This window comes from bacterium, from assembly GCA_021372535.1.
Lineage (GTDB): Bacteria > Latescibacterota > Latescibacteria > Latescibacterales > Latescibacteraceae > JAFGMP01.
In genome coordinates, this window is sequence record JAJFUH010000196.1 from 1 (window position 1) to 17,381 (window position 17,381).

Sequence of the window (17,381 nt, forward strand, 5' to 3'; positions counted from 1 at the left end):
CTCGCACCTCAAGCAGGAACTCATAGCCAAACCGAAATACCGCGACCAGATGATCAAGCTGGGATTCGAGGGCGGCATCAATATCTACGATGTATACGATCACAGCAATTACAATCAGTTCAAGCCCATGGGTCAGAGCCTTAAGGGATTCCGTAAAGATGCGGTGGTATCCCTGTGTGTCGTGAAACCGACACCCGAAGTACAGGATGAGATCGATGGCGCGCTGAAATCCTTTTTGACCGATTATATCGATCTCTACCGCCTCTATACGGTTGATGACGACCGTATGGCGCTCCTGGAAAAGAACAGGAAAGCCGGGAAAATCCGTGCGATCGGTGTCGTTTCCCACGATGCGGATGTCATGATGAAATATCTCGACGATTACGGTACCACCCTCGATTACATCATGATCGTATACAACTTCCATCACAACAACGGTTCGTTTTCCATCAAGGGATATAACGATAACGATTACTCCGCCCTCATTCCACGCTGCGAGCGGATGGGTGTCGGTATTCTGGGTATCAAACCCATGGGAAGCGATCACATGGTCGAGCTGGCGCAGAAAGAGGGATACTATTCCGACAAGGAGGTCAATCCTTCGCAGGCCATGCTCCGGTATGTGTTCAAAACTCCCGAGATCGACTGCACCATGACCGCCATGAACAGCATGGATGAGCTCTTTAAGAACCTTGAAGCCGCTTACAAGCCGGGGATCTCTGCCCATGAGGAAGGTATGCTGAAGAAAATCAGCGATGCCGCGGCGGCAACGAAGGGCGCTTACCTGCCGCAGCATTACAAGTGGCTTGAAAACTGGGCATCGAACCGGGTTGTCTGAAAATGAAGTAAATCCTGTTTTGCATAAAGAAACCTGCGAGTCTTTTTCTTTCGCAGGTTTCTTTTGTATCACGCGGTGGACATTATCAACGATTCTCCGGCGGAACGGCGTGAACTGTAATGCTCTGTGAAGGGGAACTGTTTATCCGGAAAATGAATCCGGACAACACGGAGAGGCGTGATAACAGTATCGATAAAAGATATTTTCCAATCTCCGATATTTTTTTATATTTTTGTTTCTTGTAATCATGTAATCACGTTGTGCCATAGATCAGGTGGAATGTAAAGAAAAAGGAATGATGGAGGATGTATGGTCTTTCTGACGAGACGTGAGGCGCTCACCGGTATCGCGGGTCTGGCCGGTTCCGTGATAGTAGTCGGTTCCGGCTGCGCCATCAATCCGGTGACCCGAAAGCCTCAGATCATGCTCATGAGCGAAAGCAAGGAAATCAAGATGGGCGCCGATGCTCACGAGGATATTGTCAAATCGTACGGTTTATATAAGGATACAACAGTACAGAACTGGTTCACCGACCGCGGAAAACAGATGACGCCGATAACTCACCGTCCCAACCTGCCTTATCATTTCACTGTTCTCGACAGCCCGGTCATCAATGCGTTCGCGGTTCCGGGCGGATATATATACGTAACGAGGGGCATCCTCGCCTTTTTCAATAACGAGGCGCAGTTTGCCGGTGTCCTGGGGCACGAGCTCGGCCATGTAAACGCCCGTCACACCGCAGCCCGGTACTCCAAAGCCGAGCTTGTGAACATCGGGCTCGGTATCGGAACCATTTTTTCCGAAGAATTCCGGCAGTATTCCCAGCTCGTTTCCATGGGGACGACAATGCTGTTTCTGAAGTTTTCCCGTGACGACGAACGCGAGGCCGACAAGCTCGGGGTTCTCTATTCATCTTCGGTCGGGTACGATGCCGTTCAGATGAGTGAATTTTTCAAAACGCTCGAGCGGATGCAGCCGAAAGGCGGATCGCTGCCTGCCTGGCAGAGTACACATCCCGATCCGGGGGACCGTATCAAGGCAACGAAGCGGATGGCGCTCGATTTTCAGAAGAAACATCCCGGCGAACAATTCGTTGTCAGGCAGAATGAATATCTTGATCTCGTTGATGGAATCGTTTACGGTGACGATCCCCGTCAGGGGTATGTGAAAGAGGGGATATTCTATCACCCGGAGATGAAGTTCTCGTTCCCCGTACCGACCGGGTGGAAACTGTCGAATCAGCCGAGCGAAGTCCGCATGTCTCCGGAGAAGCAGGGGAGTATAATCATATTTATGGCAGCTCAGGGAAATACGCCTGCCGAGGCTTCCACACGGTTTGTATCGGGAAATAAAGTGGAAGTGCTCGATTCAGGCTCCCTTACAGTCAACGGTATGGATGGTGTGAAAACGGTTGGTGTGCTTGGCGAAGGGGATCAGAGATACGGCATCGTCTCCTATTATTTCCTGAAAGACGGGGCAGTTTTTGCTTTCCACGGGCTTTCATCGGTCGATGAAGCGGGTATGTACACGACTGTTTATGAAAAGGTTGTAACAGGATTCAAACGTCTCACCGATGCTTCATTGATCAATGTATCACCGGCCAGAATCAAACTGATAAAAACGGATGGCGCCGGTACATTGCAGAATGTTTTCGACGGTGCCGGGATACCAAAGGAAAAGCACGACGAGCTTGCCATTCTGAACGGAATGGAGCTCGGCGATTCCCTTTCCGCCGGAACACGGGTAAAGATCATATCATGATACGTATCATGTACCATTAAAAAGAATTGATAGAACGCGGATTAACGCGGATTTGTTTTTTTTATGTGAACGATTAATAATTACTTATGGTAGTATAATCTATTTGTTATATTTATTTGTGTCTTTGTGGTGATAAAACATGTCATAACATGAATTTACTTACTCCGTATCTCCGTGTCTTCGTGGTTAAAATTGTTTATAAATATTTTCATGAATAATCCGGATCATATGGAAAAACTAACAATAACCGTAAAGGGAAACGATGCTATGAAAAAAATGAGTCCGGTTCTTGCAGTGGTATGGCTTGCAGTTTTGATTACCGTATTTTCAACGCCCGTGTGGTCGCAAGAACCGAAACCCCGTCACGCTCCCGATATACTTCCCGGTGTGGAACCGGAAATGAATACGCCCGGATACTGGATACGTCTTCAGCTCGATGCCGATACGGTCATCATGACTCCCGAAGAAATCGTGAAGTTCAACGAAAAGCTCCGGAACAAGCATGTCGAGTTCCGGGACCGGTTCGGCAAACCCGATCCGATGATAAGCAACTACCTCGAAAAGTTGTCCATAGGGCTGTTCATGAATCCGATTCTGCCCCTTGGTCTTCCCGATACGGTGCCGGGAGACAGCCTGAGAGTGTGGCTTAAAGACAACACGGACTATCTGTTTTCACGGGATTTCTACGACAACAGGAACGCCATATACAGTGACCGCATGAAAAAGGATATCATCGGGAAAATGAATGCCAGCGCGGTGCCCGATGTCATCACGCGCAGGTTCGGCCTTATTGTCAAGCGCGCGGATATGCGTCTGTATCCTACATCCACTCCCGGATTCAGCGAAACGAAGTGGGAAATGGATTATTTTCAGACAACCGGCGTGTATTCCATCTGCCCGGTTGCCATTCTCCACGAGTCGGCGGACGGCGATTTCTACTATGTACAGAGCCCGATCGCGCGGGGCTGGATGGCTGCGGAGAATATTGCCCTCGCAGACAGAAAAACGATAAGGAAGCTTGTTGAAGACAAAAACTTTCTCATGGCGACCGGCAGCAAGGTTCCTCTGTACGGCGACCCTGAATTCAGGAACTTTATACGATATTTCTACATGTCCGCCACCGTGCCACTTATAAAACAGACCGGAAAGGGTTATACGGTCAGCCTGCCTTACCGCATGGCCGACGGTTCGCTCGGAATGACGCAAGGCTATGTGAAACCCGATGCCGATGTCCATGTCGGGTATCTCCCCTACACCAAGCGAAATGTAATCACTCAGTTTTTCAAGATGCTGGACGAGCCATACGGCTGGGCCGATCAGCAGAACAAGCGCGACTGTTCGGGGACCGGGCGTGTTGTTATCGACTGCTTCGGTTTCGTAACCGGCAGGTGGCCGAATTTTATTCTCCTCGCTTCCGACCACCAGACCTATATCGATCCCGCTCTGAGCACCGAGGCTAAACTCGCCGAGGCGGCTAAAATCGAGCCGGTCATCACCTTTGCCGGAACGGGTGGCCATATCGTGCTCTTTTTGGGTAAAGCCCAGAACGGCAAGCTCTATTTCATCCAGATGGCCGGCTGGGGCTACACTGACGAGAACGGCCAAAACCTGACAGTAAACCGTGTTGCAGTCAATTCGGCCGAACATAAGTGGTATGATATAAACCAGCCGAAAGTGTTTATGACCCTGCGGCCGTGACCTGCACGTTTATTTCATTGACAGATAAAGGCATCTCCTTCCCGGAGATGCCTTTTTTTTCTAAAAAATGATTATTTGTATAAGAAACGATTTGACAAATATTTTTACTGTAGTAAATTTACCTTTTTAGATATTACATGTTCCACTATGAATATACTGTCATTCCAAGTTGCATTCTGTGAAATAATAAGTTGTACAATAGACCCTGAAATAAATTCAGGTTGACATGAGCACCGCATGCTGAACTGGTTTCAGCAACTATTCCTGATATCAGTATCATTATTTATTCGCCTGAGCGGCAGTATAATGCAAATCTTCAGGAGAACTCGATATATGCCGACACTGTTAAAAATGACGTCCGTTATTGTCCTGTTCTCTGCAATTCTTTGTCCGTCGTACAAATCGTATTCCGATGAGACATGGATACATCACTCGCAGTTTTACAACGGTCCGGGGTCGTCCACAGTCAGATCAATCGCCCGAGGGAGCGGCCATACACTGTGGTTCGGAACCGCCACCGGCGGAGTATCGAGCTATGACGGCCGTTTGTGGGCTACTTATGCAACGGTGAACAGCGGAATCCCGGGTGATGATGTTACGGCTGTGGCAGTCGACCGGTTTGGAACGGTATGGTGTTCGTGCAAAGGTAAAGGCGTTTCGCGGTTCGACGGAAAGGTATGGAAGACCTTTGACACCGGAAACAGCGGTATCGCTATGACAGATATAAACGCAATATGTTCCGACTCCAGGGGAATAATATGGTTCGGCGGTGTAAAAAACAACGATGGGATTTGTCTGGTCAGCTTTGACGGAATAGAATTTACTCCCTGCATTCCTGAGAAGAATAACAAACACGTGGAAACCGTCTGCGCAATCGCTGTTGACCACAATGATGTGCTTTGGCTCGCCACGAAACAGAGCGGTGTCTGGAGCTACAACGGGAAAGACTGGACAGTCTACACTTCAGAAAACGGTCTTGTCGATAACTATGTCAATACGGTCGCGGTGGATAAAAACAACGTTGTCTGGGCCGGTACTTGGGAAGGAGCGTCATGGTTCGACGGGAAAGCGTGGCATTCCCTGGATTCGGTTTATTTTGTAACCTCGATTGCAATCGATGCATTGAACAGGGTGTGGTTTTGCTCGCGTGGAAGCGGTGCAGCGTGTTATGATGGAAAATCGTGGAAAAAATACACGAGCGAAAACAGCGGTCTGGCAGGCAATGAAGTGAATTCGGTCGCAATCGGTGAAACGGGCAGTATATGGTTCGGAACGTATAATAACGGAGTGTCATCTTTCGATGGTTCGACATGGACATCGTATGCAAGTCCCGTGCACGATTCCCTGCACCCGAAAGTAAAGGCCATGACTGTCGGAGAGGACGGCAGACTCTGGATAGGAATAGAAAAATCCGGAGTTTTCCGGGCAGCTGATTCGGGCTGGGTAAACTACGACGAAAAAACAAATCCGGCCGGAAACCGGATTACCGCTCTTACTGTCGATCATGACGGGATCGTGTGGTTCGGATCAGCGGACAGAGGAATTGCAAGCTTCGATGGTAAACTGTGGAAGGCATATCCTCCCGGCGAAGAAAATTCGTGTACGAAAATCAACGCCGCCGCTGTCGACCATGACAACGTCAAGTGGTTCGGTTCGGACAGGGGCGTACTCAGGTTCGACGGGAGAGTATGGCATACATATACCACAGAAAACAGCGATCTCCCGCACAACCTTATCAGGGCGGTCGCGGTCGATGCCGACAATATCACATGGTTCGGCACTGCCCGGGGAATATCGAGTTTCGATAACGGTGTCTGGAAGAATTATACGAGCGAGACAAACTGGTTCGCCAACGACAGTATCGTCGCCGTCGCTGTCGACCGCGACAACGTCAAGTGGTTCGGCGTGCTGAACGGCGGGCTTATGAGCTTCGACGGCGCAACGTGGACGACTTACGCTACAGATAACAGCGGGCTTGCAAGCAATGCAGTATGTGCCGCCGGTGTGGATGGAGACAACGTCAAGTGGTTCGGCACGAGGGACAGCGGAGTATCGAGCTTCGACGGCACAGCATGGAAGACCTATACGGTTGAGGACGGTCTCCTCGACAACACGGTGTTTTGCATTTCAGCGGACAGTGCGGGAGTTGTGTGGTTCGGGACAGGAATGGGGCTTTCGGGATTGACGATAAAGTAATACCGGGAAAAGACACACGGAACATGGCACAAGGTAAAAGGGGAAAAAAGGAGTACATTCCCGTGTGTCTTTTCCCTCTGCTGATAAATATGGAAATTACGGATTATGACTGGCGATTAAGCCTGTTTATTGTCTCCGCATTCCTCTTCTGGGCATGGCATTGTACTTTTCAAGCTGATCTTTGGTGAGAATCGATTCGAGCGCTTTGTCCGTGGCGCTGCGGATTTCCGTCATTTTGTCGCGCATAGCCTCGCGGTCCGCGTTTTCACCCTGTTTTCTCATCTCGGCCATAAGGGCATTCTGTGCATTGACCTCTTTCTCGATAACCGGAGTAATTTTGGTCTTCTGCTCTGCGGTCAGGGTGACTGCCTGATCGATCTGGGTAATCCTTCTGTCAATGCTCTGTTTAAGGGTGAATTCGCGCCATTTCTTCACCTGATCGGGAGTCATAACCTTTTCAACGGCTTCCAAGGTTGCTCCGCCGAAGAACCCGCCGCGTCTTCCGCCCTGCTGGGCATTGGCTGCCGCATCCTGGTAAATTTTTAAAATCTGAGCCTTCTGATCGTCGGAAAGCTTTGCCGCCTTGTCAATCTGCTCAACTATGCTCTCCGGCGTCGGTGGTGTGAACTGCGGTGGCTGGGCCATCACCGCTGATGCAATAACTAGGCATGCCACTGCGGTGAGGATGAAACTGGTGAGGATGATGTGTTTATTCATACCATGCTCCTTCTTTTAAATGTTGGTATGTGGGGTATACTTGCCCGACATTTCGACGACTGTACCATATAAAAGGTTTAATTTTTTTTCTTTATTGTTAATTTTTATTAACAATTTTACCCCAGCAATCTCTTTTATTGAATACAGTATACATTATTATTCTGGATTCAGTGAAAAAACAGAGAATAAAAGTGCATTTATCGATTGGTCTGATATAAAAAGGAGAAATAGTATTATTACGACAATGCGTGGTATGTTACAGTGAAAAATGTAATGGAATAGGGTATTGTATTAACGGTGCCGTCAGGAGTTTTCGGCACTTTCAAGCCACTGTCTGACCACAGCCACACGGGCGTCGGCAGTGTCGGCTTCACGGATGAAACGTGCCATGTCGGCTTTCAATTCGCCGAGCCTGTTTTCCATTCGGGCTATACCGGCTGTCTTATAGAGGATATCCATATCGAGGGGGACGAGAAGGATGTAATTTTTAAGATTGTCGAGCGCTTTCCCGTACTCGCCAAGATGAATGTAGAGCTCCGCAAGATTGAAATGAGGGAACGGATTCTCGGGGGCAAGCTCTATCGAATACCTGAACAATTCTTCCGCCTTGTCGAATTTTCCCGTCTCACGGTACAGGAGGCCGAGATTGTTGAGCGCGGTGAGATTCTCCGGATTGAGTTCGATCGCCTTTTCGAAAGCGAGAATAGCGCGTTTTTTATCGTCGATGTCCCTAAAAGCTGTGCCGAGGTTGGAGAAAACCGCTGGTTGATTTGCATCGTTTCTCAGCGCTTCCTGAAAATGGGATACGGCATCCTCGGAGCGGTTGGTCAGGTTCATGATTATACCGAGAATGTTATGGGCTTCGATATTTCCGGGGTCCATTTCAAGGATTTTCTTCAGATACGGTTCAGCCATGCCGAATGAGTTGATTTCCATGAACAGGCGGGCGATATTCAGATACGGCTCGATGAACATCGGGTCCGAAGTAATGGCGGATTCATAGAGCAGTACAGCGGCGTCAGGTCTGCCCTCGCTTACCGACAGCCCGGCAAGATTGTTTAAAGTCGAGGGATTGCGGGGATTGATTTCAATCGCTTTTTCATATGCCAGACGGGCTTTTTCGAAGTTCCGCGCCAGCTCGTAGGCTATGCCGAGATTGCTGTATGGCCGCGGATCGCGGGGATTGGATTTGATGGCTTTCTTGAATGCCGAAATTGCCTTGTCGATATGTCCCGAATCCAATTCACGGATGCCGAGCTCATAGTAGTAGTTACTGTCTTTTTCCGGTTTATCGTTCATATAAATGTTTTCAAACCACTGTGATTGTTTTTTGCTCATTTACTCATTTTGCAATTTCGCATACTTTTCATTAGATTGTCAAGTAAAAAGAACAGTACAGGCTACCCCCCTTTTTCCAGAATACCTTTAATATAATACTTTCCTTTGCGCGCCCAAAGGAAAGTATCCAAAGGAAAAAGCGCCCGTGAAAAGCCTTTTTCCCCGTCACTGCCCGTTTTTCGGGAATGTGTGAACTCACGAGCCTTCGGCCCGCTCGAACAGCATCCATTCTTTTTCCGGAACCGGCTGTGAACGACGGGTTTTTCAACGGGATTTACAATTTACAAATCTCGAAAGTCAATATTCTATTTATAATTAATGTATTACAATATATTTCAGTGTGGATTTGTGGAGAATTACCGGAAGAGAACAGTACACTCGATTGAACAATGCATGCGGATACCGAATCGTTCTGTTCCGGATTCCATGAAATGGGTTTATACCGGACCGCCAGTTTTTAACATGCTGTTTGATGATTATGAACTGCTCAGGAGAAACCATGATGCATGAAAATCTTGTCGGCATCATGAGCGACAGCCATGATGACCGTAAAGCAATACAAAAGGCGGTTGATCTGTTCAACCGTAAGGGCTGTTCGCTCGTGATTCATGCCGGCGATTATGTGGCCCCGTTCACTATACGGGAGTTCGGGAAACTGGAAGCGCGGTTTATCGGCGTATTCGGCAACAACGACGGTGAAAAAAAGGGGCTTTCCGTCCAGTTCTCGCAAATCGGGTCGATTCATGAGCCGCCTCATGAATTCGACTATTCGGGCAAACGCTTCGTTGTCATGCACGACCCTGTGAATCTCGACACGTTCGTCAGCCGTGAAGACATCGATGTGATCGTGTACGGCCATCTTCATAAGATTGATATCCGCCCCGGCAGACCGCTCGTTATCAATCCCGGGGAGAGCTGTTCGTGGCTGACCGGAGTTTCCACCGTCGTGCTCCTCGATCTGCTGACCATGGAAACGGAGCTCGTGGACCTCAAGGTATGATCGCGGATAAAGAAAAGTTAAGGGAAAAAGCCGGAATTCTTCCCACCAATCCCGGCGTTTATCTGTGGCTCGATGCCCAGCAGAAGATTCTCTATGTCGGCAAGGCGAAGAACCTCCGCGCGCGGGTGCTGTCATATTTCCGCGAGGAGGGCGACGGCAGGGCGCAGGTGCCCTGGCTCATGAGCCATGCCGCGGACCTCGATTATATTGTCACCGATTCGGATATCGAAGCCCTTGTCACCGAGGCTCACCTCATACGGGCGAAAAAGCCGAAATACAATGTCCGCCTCAAGGACGACAAGCGATACCCGTTCATAAGGATAACAAAGGAACCCGTACCGCGGATTTTCCTGACACGGAAGATCGTCGATGACGGCTCACGGTATCTGGGGCCGTACACCGATGTCCGCGCAGTCCGGAAAACGCTCGAGCTCGTTCATTCCATATTCCCCCTCCGCTCATGCAAACACAAGCTGCCGTCCCCGGCGATAACACGGCCCTGCCTCGATTTCCAGATAAAACGCTGCAGCGCCCCGTGCACCGGCTCGATCAGCATCGAGGAATACAACCGCTTTGTCGATGATGCAGTACATTTTATTCTCGGGAGGAACGAAGACCTTATCCGCGACCTCGAACATCGTATGTTCGCGGCATCGGAAGCTCTTGAGTTCGAGCGGGCTGCCTCCATCCGTGATCTCATCGGCTCTGTCCGGAAAGTGACCGAGCGGAAACAGGCTTTTTCGACAGAGCATATGACCAGTGACTGGGATGTGGTCAACTACCATATACTCGATAACGAGGCATGTGTAGTGCTCATGGAAATACGCGAAGGGCGGATTCTCGGGAAGAAGGATTACATCATGAGCGGTCTCAAGTATACATCGTCATCCGAAATGCTCGCCGCTTTTCTCACTCAGCATTATCTTGAGGCCGATTCCGTGCCGCCCGAGATTCACCTTCCGGTCGTACCCGACGAAAGCGGGGATATCGAGCTTCTTCTGTCGAACAGGGCGAAGCACAGGGTCGGTTTCGTCTATCCGTCACGGGGTGAAAAAGTCCGTCTCCTTAAAATGACCGCCAAAAACGCCGAGATGATCATCAGGGAACGTGCGGAAAAACGCGACCGCATGAAAGACGCAGTACCGGGTGTTCTCCTCGCCCTCATGCGCGACCTGAAGCTGAAAAAACCGCCGCGGACAATCGCCTGCATTGACATTTCCCATTTAGGCGGCACCGATACGGTGGCATCGCTCGTGTTTTTCAGAAACGCCCGGCCCGAAAAAAAGGAATACCGGCACTTTAAAATCGCGACGGTGGAAGGTATCGATGATTTCATGAGCATGGAGGAGGTTGTATCACGGTATTTCTCGCGGCGTGTCGACGAGGAAAAGGAACTCCCCGACCTCCTGCTCGTGGATGGCGGCAAGGGGCAGCTTTCGAGTGCGCTCAAGGTGCTCAGGAAACTTGGATTGGACAGCCAGCCGGTTGCCGGTCTTGCGAAGCGTCTCGAGGAGGTATTCCTGCCGGGCGCGCAGGATGCCCAGAACATTCCCAAGACATCCTCGGCGCTTCATCTGCTCCAGCGCATCCGTGACGAGGCGCACCGTTTCGCTGTTACCTACCAGCGGAAACTGAGGACGAAACGTACCATTTCGACCGCACTTACCGGCATCAGGGGAATCGGGCCGAAAAAAGCGGAGGTGCTTCTCAAACACTTCGGGTCAGTTGCCGCGATCAGTGGCGCCGGCGAGGAGGAGATCGCAGCAGCACCCGGTATCGGGCCGAAATATGCCGCGCTTATATACTGTTATTTTAAGGAGATACGATCACACGGAACTGACAGGGGCGGAAACACGGAACGGTAAGATGGCTGCATTTCCACGATATATCACCGATAAATCATATTGATTTTTGCCGTGAAATCACTTATTTTAATATAAAGGTAATGTTTTCATCGGGCGCCATAGCCAAGTGGTAAGGCAGAGGTCTGCAAAACCTTTATTCTCCGGTTCAAATCCGGATGGCGCCTCCAAAAACGTGGAAATTCCCAGGCTCTGTTGGAACAATCAACACGAGCCCTTTTCATTAATCGACCTGTATTTTATAATGTCTGATTATTATCAACTTGTGTTCAGTGAGATGATAAAGTGAGCAATGAACCCTGAAATAAGTTCGGGGTGACATGAGCTCCTTCATTCTGAACCGGTTTCGGCATCTCTTGAAAACACTACGGCTAACTGTATCGCCAGGATTCTCATGAATAATATAAACAAAACCAGTGCACGGCTCATCGCCGAACTGGAAGAATTACAGAAAAGTGATGAGCTCTTCCGAATCGCATGTGATATGCTTCCGGACCCGATGTGTATCACTGATGGCGAAGGGAATATTGTGTATGCGAATTCGGCTTTTACGGTACTGCATGGTTTGAATCCTGATGAAACTCGGAATGAGAATGTTCTGGATATCTATCCCGGGAATAATCCCGAACTGTTTTCGAACACTTTCAAAACGGTAAAAACAGGTCAGGAAAGTATCGTATTTGAAACTCTGGTTGAGCTTCCCGGAAAAGAAATCCGGGAATTCGAGGTTCATGCTGCTCCATTAAAAAAAGACGGATATGTTTACTCTGTTATATATATCTGGAATGACATAACCGAACTCAAACGGGCTCGGGATATGATTGGAAAAGCTCAGGAAAACTACCGAACAACAATAGATGCCAGTTCAGATATGATACATGTGGTCGATAAAGACTTGAGGGTTACTTTTGTCAATAAAACTATCTTAGAGATGAATAAAAAATTGGACTTGGCGACAGAGGTAATCGGGCGTTCTGTCATTGAAGTGTTCCCGTTTTTACCTGAAACAGTTCGCGATGAATATCTTCAGGTATTTAATACGGGGAAATGTATGATCTCGAAAGAGAAAACGATAATTAAAGATGAAGAAATCATTACTGAAGCAAAAAAAATACCTATTATCGAAGATGGGAATGTGACCAAAATAGTCACCGTTGTTTCTGATATCACCGACAGGGAGAAAGCTGAAGAAACGCTCATAAAAAATGAAATTCAATATCGCACGATATTCAATACGACTGCTGCTTCTTTCTGGGAATATGATTGCAGTGAAACACGGATGATTTTGGATGAAATAAAAGCAGAAGGGATCACTGATTTCAGAAAATACTTTAATGAGAATCCTGAAGTAGTAAGAAAAATCAATTCATCAATCAGGTTACTTGATGTAAATGATACAACGGTTAAAATGTATGGGGCTCCATCAAAGGAAGTACTGATAGCGGAGTTTGGAAAACAGCATACTCCGGAATCATATAATATGTTCACTGGTTCTGTCATAGCATATCTTCAGGGAGAAGAATATTTTGAGGGTGAAACAATAAATCTGACATTCGACGGTAGATATATCAACATTTTATCCCATATTTCATTTCTCCCTGAATTCGATATAGCATTAGCGACAATAACGGATATTACAGATTTCAAGCGGACATTGGAAGAATTGAATCTTTCAAAACAAGAGCTTGTGATCAGGAACACCATTGCCAATATATTCCTTACCGTTCCCGACGAGGAAATGTATGGTGAAGTACTGGATTATATACTCAAGATGATGGACAGTAAGTATGGGATTTTCGGATATATCGATGAGTATGGTAATCTGGTTATCCCTTCCCTTACAAGAGACATTTGGGGAAAGTGCAAGATACCAGATAAAACGATAGTATTTCCCCCTGAAAAATGGGGCGGCCTCTGGGGCAGGGCCCTTAGAGAAATGAAGTCATTCTATTCTAACGACGGACCCTTTCATGTGCCTGCAGGACATATCTCCATAGACAGATTTCTCACTGTGCCCATCATTTTTCGGGAGAAGGTGATCGGGCTTTTATCACTGGCCAACAGGGAGACTGATTATACCGAAGATGATGAGCAGTTGATGGAGACCATTGCAGGCTATATTGCCCCTATTCTCAATGCACGGTTGCAACGGGACAGACAGGACAGCGCCCGAAAAAAAGCGGAAAATGAACTCAGGTTAAACAAAGAAAGATATAGTGCGATTCTCAACGCTACTCTCGAAACACTGATCCTTGCAGACTCAAACGGTATCATTCTGACGGTAAACAGTACCGGTGCTCAAAGATTGAACAGAACTCCCGATGAGCTTATCGGATTGGGAATACATGGTCTTTTTGATGATATGGAACAACGGGGAAAGTTGTATTTTGATAAGGTTGTCCGTACCGGTAAACCGGCTCATTTCGAAAATATAAGAAAAGGAATTTACTTCCATATAAACTTCTATCCTGTTTTGAATCAATACGGCAAAGTTGAAGCCGTTGCTGTATTTGCACAGGATATAACCGGGCTCAAACAGGCTATGGACTCTTTACGGAAAAGTGAGGAGAGATATCGTGGTATTGTGGAAAATCTGCCTGTTCTCATCTGCCGTTTCCTGCCGGTAACAGCAGTAATAACCTATGTCAATGACGAATACTGCAGATATTTTAACAAAAACCGTGAAGACCTGATAGGGCACAGTTTTCTCGAACTGGTGCCTGAGGAGGAACACGAATTGATCAGGGCGCATTTCAAGGCTCTGAACCGTGACAATCCTGTTGCATCGTACGAGCATATGGTTATTACACCGGCAGGGGAACGTTTTCAGTATTGGACAGATCACGCTCTTTTCGATGAACTCGGCACTGTCATTGAATACCAGTCCATCGGGGAAGACATAACGGAGAGAAATCAGGCCGAGGAAGCCCTCAGAAATTCCAAGCGACGCCTCGCAGACATCATCAACTTCCTGCCGGAAGCGGCTTTTGTAATCGACCGTGAGGGAAAAGTAATCGCATGGAACCGTGCCATAGAAGAGCTGACCGGATGTAAAACGAAAGATATTCTTGGAAAAGGGAATTATGAATATTCAAAGTACTTTTACAGAAAACCGCGGCCGATTCTGATTGACCTCGTGAACAAGCCGGAAGATGAAATCGAAAAGAAATACTCATATATTTCGAGAGAAGGCAACTCTCTTGTGGCGGAAATCTTTATCCCGGAAATGAAAGGCGGTATTTACCTCTGGGGTAAAGCTTCGCCTCTTTACAACTCCGACGGGAGCGTTGTCGGAGCGATAGAGACCATCCACGATATTACCGCCAGCAAGAGGGCTGAAGAAGCGCTCAAGGCATCGGAAGAAAAGATGCGTCTCATCAACGAATCTTCTCCCATAGCGATCAGAATCAGTCAGCGCGGAAGGTATGTTTATGCCAACATGGCTTGTGTCAGAATGTACGGATATGAGAAAGTCGATGAGATTCTCGATATTCCTCTTGAGATGCTGTATCCCCCCGAAAAGAGGGATTCTGTTTTAAGGATATTCGGAGAAAAAATTGCCGGTCGTGATACCCCTGTCTTTTTTGAAACAATCGGACAGAAAAAGAGCGGAGAGCGATTCGATATAAACGTATGGCTGACGGGGCTCGAATACCAGGGAGAATACTCTTTATTGACTTTCACCGTCGATACAAGTTCAGAAAAGCGCCTGAGATCGCAACTTTTCCAGGCGCAGAAAATGGAGGCTGTCGGTACTCTGGCCAGCGGTGTTGCACATGACTTCAACAATCTCCTTCAGGCAGTCCGCGGGTACGCCGAACTTCTCCTGATAGAGAGCACGAGAAATGATCCCGACTGCCATGAACTCCAGGAGATCATGCACGCAGCTGCGCGAGGTTCCGAGCTGACCCGTCAGCTCCTCACCTTCAGCCGTAAAGTGGAGAGTATACTCCAGCCGGTGGATGTGAACCGCGAAATACTCAATATCGAGAAGCTTCTGTCGCGGACTATCCCGAAGATGATAAAAATCGAGCTCAATCTCGGGGCGGACCTCATGACGGTCAACGCCGATCCCGTACAGCTTGAACAGGTACTTATGAACCTTGCGGTCAATGCCAAGGATGCCATGCCCGACGGGGGCAGGCTGGCGATTGCCACGGGTAATACGGAGCTTGACAGGGAGTGTTGCAAACAATATCCCGGAATGAAGCCCGGAAAGTACGTACGCCTCACGGTATCGGATTCCGGGTGTGGAATGGACAGGGAGACTATGGAGCACATTTTCGAACCCTTTTATACCACAAAGGGAATCGGAAAAGGAACCGGTCTGGGCCTGGCCATGGTCTATGGTATCATCGAGAATCACGGCGGTTCCATCGCGTGTAACAGCGAACCCGGGCGGGGAACAAGCTTTGATATCTATCTGCCGGCTATTGAACATCAGGAGAAAGCACCTGAAGAAAAAGTGACAGATTCTCCCATCAAGGGAGGAAGTGAAGTTATCCTGCTCGTGGATGATGAGAAAGCAATCCGTGAAATGGCCCAAAAAATGCTTAACAAGTTTGGATACACCACATTATTATCACAGGATGGCGAACATGCTCTGGAGTGTTATCGGGAGAATAAAGAAAAGATCGATCTCGTCATTCTGGACATGGTCATGCCCGGAATGGGCGGAGGTAAATGCCTGCAGGAGCTTCTCAGGATCAATCCGGAGGTCAGGATCATAATCGTAAGCGGATATTCATCTGAACTCTATGCTACAGACTCCATAAAAACCGGGGCGAAAGGAATCATGAGCAAACCCTATTCTTTCAGGGAGCTTCTCACGACTGTCCGGAAAATTCTGGATCAGGATGAAGAAAAAAACCGGTAAAAACCATGGTATCCCGATAAAATTCCGAAATCTTGAAGATACTTGTCGGTTGCCCTCCATGAGATATAAAAAAAACCCCGGAGTTACCATAATCCGGGGTCTTTTTCATACCGTGGACAAGTTTATTCACTTTTTCCTTATTTCAATTCTTTTATCTTGATATTCCGGAAATAGATAGGTGCTCCGGCATGTTTTCCCTGGAATCCTATGAATCCGTGGGTGGGAAGCTCTGAAAACGGCGTGCTCAGCCATGCCGGGATTTCGCTCCCGTCGGGGTTGGTTTTCGCGTTTTTCCACAGGTCCATGTTCATCTCCGTAACCTGCATCCCGTTCAGCATGACATAGATCATTTTTCCCATGCATGTGATAGTGAAACGGTTCCATTCGCCGGGTTTTTTAACCATGCTCATGCTTGGGGCAAGATGACCGAAAATAGCGCCGCACTGCCATGTTTTCGGGCTTTTCGCCCATTGCTCGGCAAAATCGTCCGCAATCTGTATCTCCACCGAATGGGGAATCCAGTCTTTCACATCGGTGCAGTACACGATGACTCCGCTGTTGGTGCCATCCGCAGTCTTGAATTCGAGGTCGAGCACGAAATTCGCATAATCCTTTTTGGTCCAGATACACTGGTCTTCGCTGGCGGTCATGACGCCGCCCTCAACCGTCCAAATCCCGGCCGGAAACACCGCATCGGATAAATCCGGCGCAAACAGGCTCTGCCAGCCGCTGACATCCGGATGTGTCTTGGGCGGTACGGACATCTGGGAACCGCACGACTGGAGGAACAGAACCATGCCGGCAACCGCCACAGTCAGAACGATCATTTTTTTCATGTGTGCTCCTTTTAAACAGAGAATTCCCCAACGATTGCGCCGGGGCAGTGCGTTAAACCGTATTTTCCAAGGAAATAAATGAATGAAATAGTATACTCATTATGATTACGTTCGTCAAAGAAAAATTAATCAAAAGAATTCCTCGGAGTTCTACTCCGGGGTTATATTGTCAGGATGAGCGAACACATCCTGAAAAGACATAATAAGAGTCTCCTGTTATACCATATTGTATGTCCTGCAAAATACAGGAGAAAGGTAT

The 17,381-nt window shown here is 48.1% G+C and carries 10 protein-coding genes, 1 tRNA gene and 1 pseudogene; 9 read left to right on the plus strand and 3 right to left on the minus strand.

The window, feature by feature from the left end:
* The 4 genes from LLG96_17010 to LLG96_17025 all read left to right on the plus strand — a co-directional run.
* The coding region (locus LLG96_17010) for an aldo/keto reductase (protein ID MCE5251907.1) at window positions 1-838 on the plus strand (838 nt) is incomplete at its 5' end.
* Between the two features lie 309 nt (window positions 839-1,147).
* Complete coding sequence (locus LLG96_17015; GenBank protein ID MCE5251908.1) at window positions 1,148-2,599, plus strand: M48 family metalloprotease; 1,452 nt, start codon at window positions 1,148-1,150, stop codon at window positions 2,597-2,599.
* A 267-nt stretch (window positions 2,600-2,866) separates the two neighbouring features.
* Complete coding sequence (locus tag LLG96_17020; protein ID MCE5251909.1) at window positions 2,867-4,297, plus strand: SH3 domain-containing protein; 1,431 nt, start codon at window positions 2,867-2,869, stop codon at window positions 4,295-4,297.
* A 333-nt stretch (window positions 4,298-4,630) separates the two neighbouring features.
* Window positions 4,631-6,493: a hypothetical protein gene (locus LLG96_17025; GenBank protein MCE5251910.1), complete on the plus strand. Its 1,863-nt coding sequence runs from the start codon at window positions 4,631-4,633 to the stop codon at window positions 6,491-6,493.
* Between the two features lie 126 nt (window positions 6,494-6,619).
* Here LLG96_17025 and LLG96_17030 read toward each other — a convergent pair whose 3' ends face one another.
* Together LLG96_17030 and LLG96_17035 are read right to left on the minus strand one after the other, a co-directional pair.
* A complete protein-coding gene (locus LLG96_17030) occupies window positions 6,620-7,210 on the minus strand; it encodes a hypothetical protein (protein MCE5251911.1) in 591 nt (196 codons plus the stop codon).
* A gap of 303 nt (window positions 7,211-7,513) precedes the next feature.
* Window positions 7,514-8,509, minus strand: a complete 996-nt coding sequence (locus LLG96_17035) for a tetratricopeptide repeat protein (protein MCE5251912.1) — start codon at window positions 8,507-8,509, stop codon at window positions 7,514-7,516.
* Between the two features lie 538 nt (window positions 8,510-9,047).
* Between LLG96_17035 and LLG96_17040 the strand changes: the two genes are divergently transcribed.
* From LLG96_17040 to LLG96_17060, 5 genes and pseudogenes are all read left to right on the plus strand, one after another.
* Window positions 9,048-9,548, plus strand: coding sequence for a metallophosphoesterase (locus tag LLG96_17040; GenBank protein MCE5251913.1), 501 nt, complete (start codon window positions 9,048-9,050; stop codon window positions 9,546-9,548).
* Window positions 9,545-11,413 carry an excinuclease ABC subunit UvrC gene (gene uvrC / locus LLG96_17045; GenBank protein MCE5251914.1) on the plus strand — a complete coding sequence of 623 codons (1,869 nt, stop codon included), beginning with the start codon at window positions 9,545-9,547 and terminating at the stop codon, window positions 11,411-11,413. The genes LLG96_17040 and uvrC overlap by 4 nt, the downstream gene beginning before the upstream one ends.
* 92 nt (window positions 11,414-11,505) lie before the next feature.
* Window positions 11,506-11,580 (plus strand) — tRNA-Cys (locus LLG96_17050).
* Between the two features lie 224 nt (window positions 11,581-11,804).
* Window positions 11,805-12,608: pseudogene (locus LLG96_17055) on the plus strand (PAS domain-containing protein).
* A gap of 282 nt (window positions 12,609-12,890) precedes the next feature.
* On the plus strand, window positions 12,891-16,286 hold the full coding sequence (locus tag LLG96_17060; protein ID MCE5251915.1) for a PAS domain S-box protein: 3,396 nt from the start codon (window positions 12,891-12,893) through the stop codon (window positions 16,284-16,286).
* A 137-nt stretch (window positions 16,287-16,423) separates the two neighbouring features.
* Here LLG96_17060 and LLG96_17065 read toward each other — a convergent pair whose 3' ends face one another.
* Entirely contained in the window at window positions 16,424-17,122 is a 699-nt protein-coding gene (locus tag LLG96_17065; protein MCE5251916.1) for a DUF1080 domain-containing protein, read from the minus strand.
* Window positions 17,123-17,381: the final 259 nt, after the last annotated feature.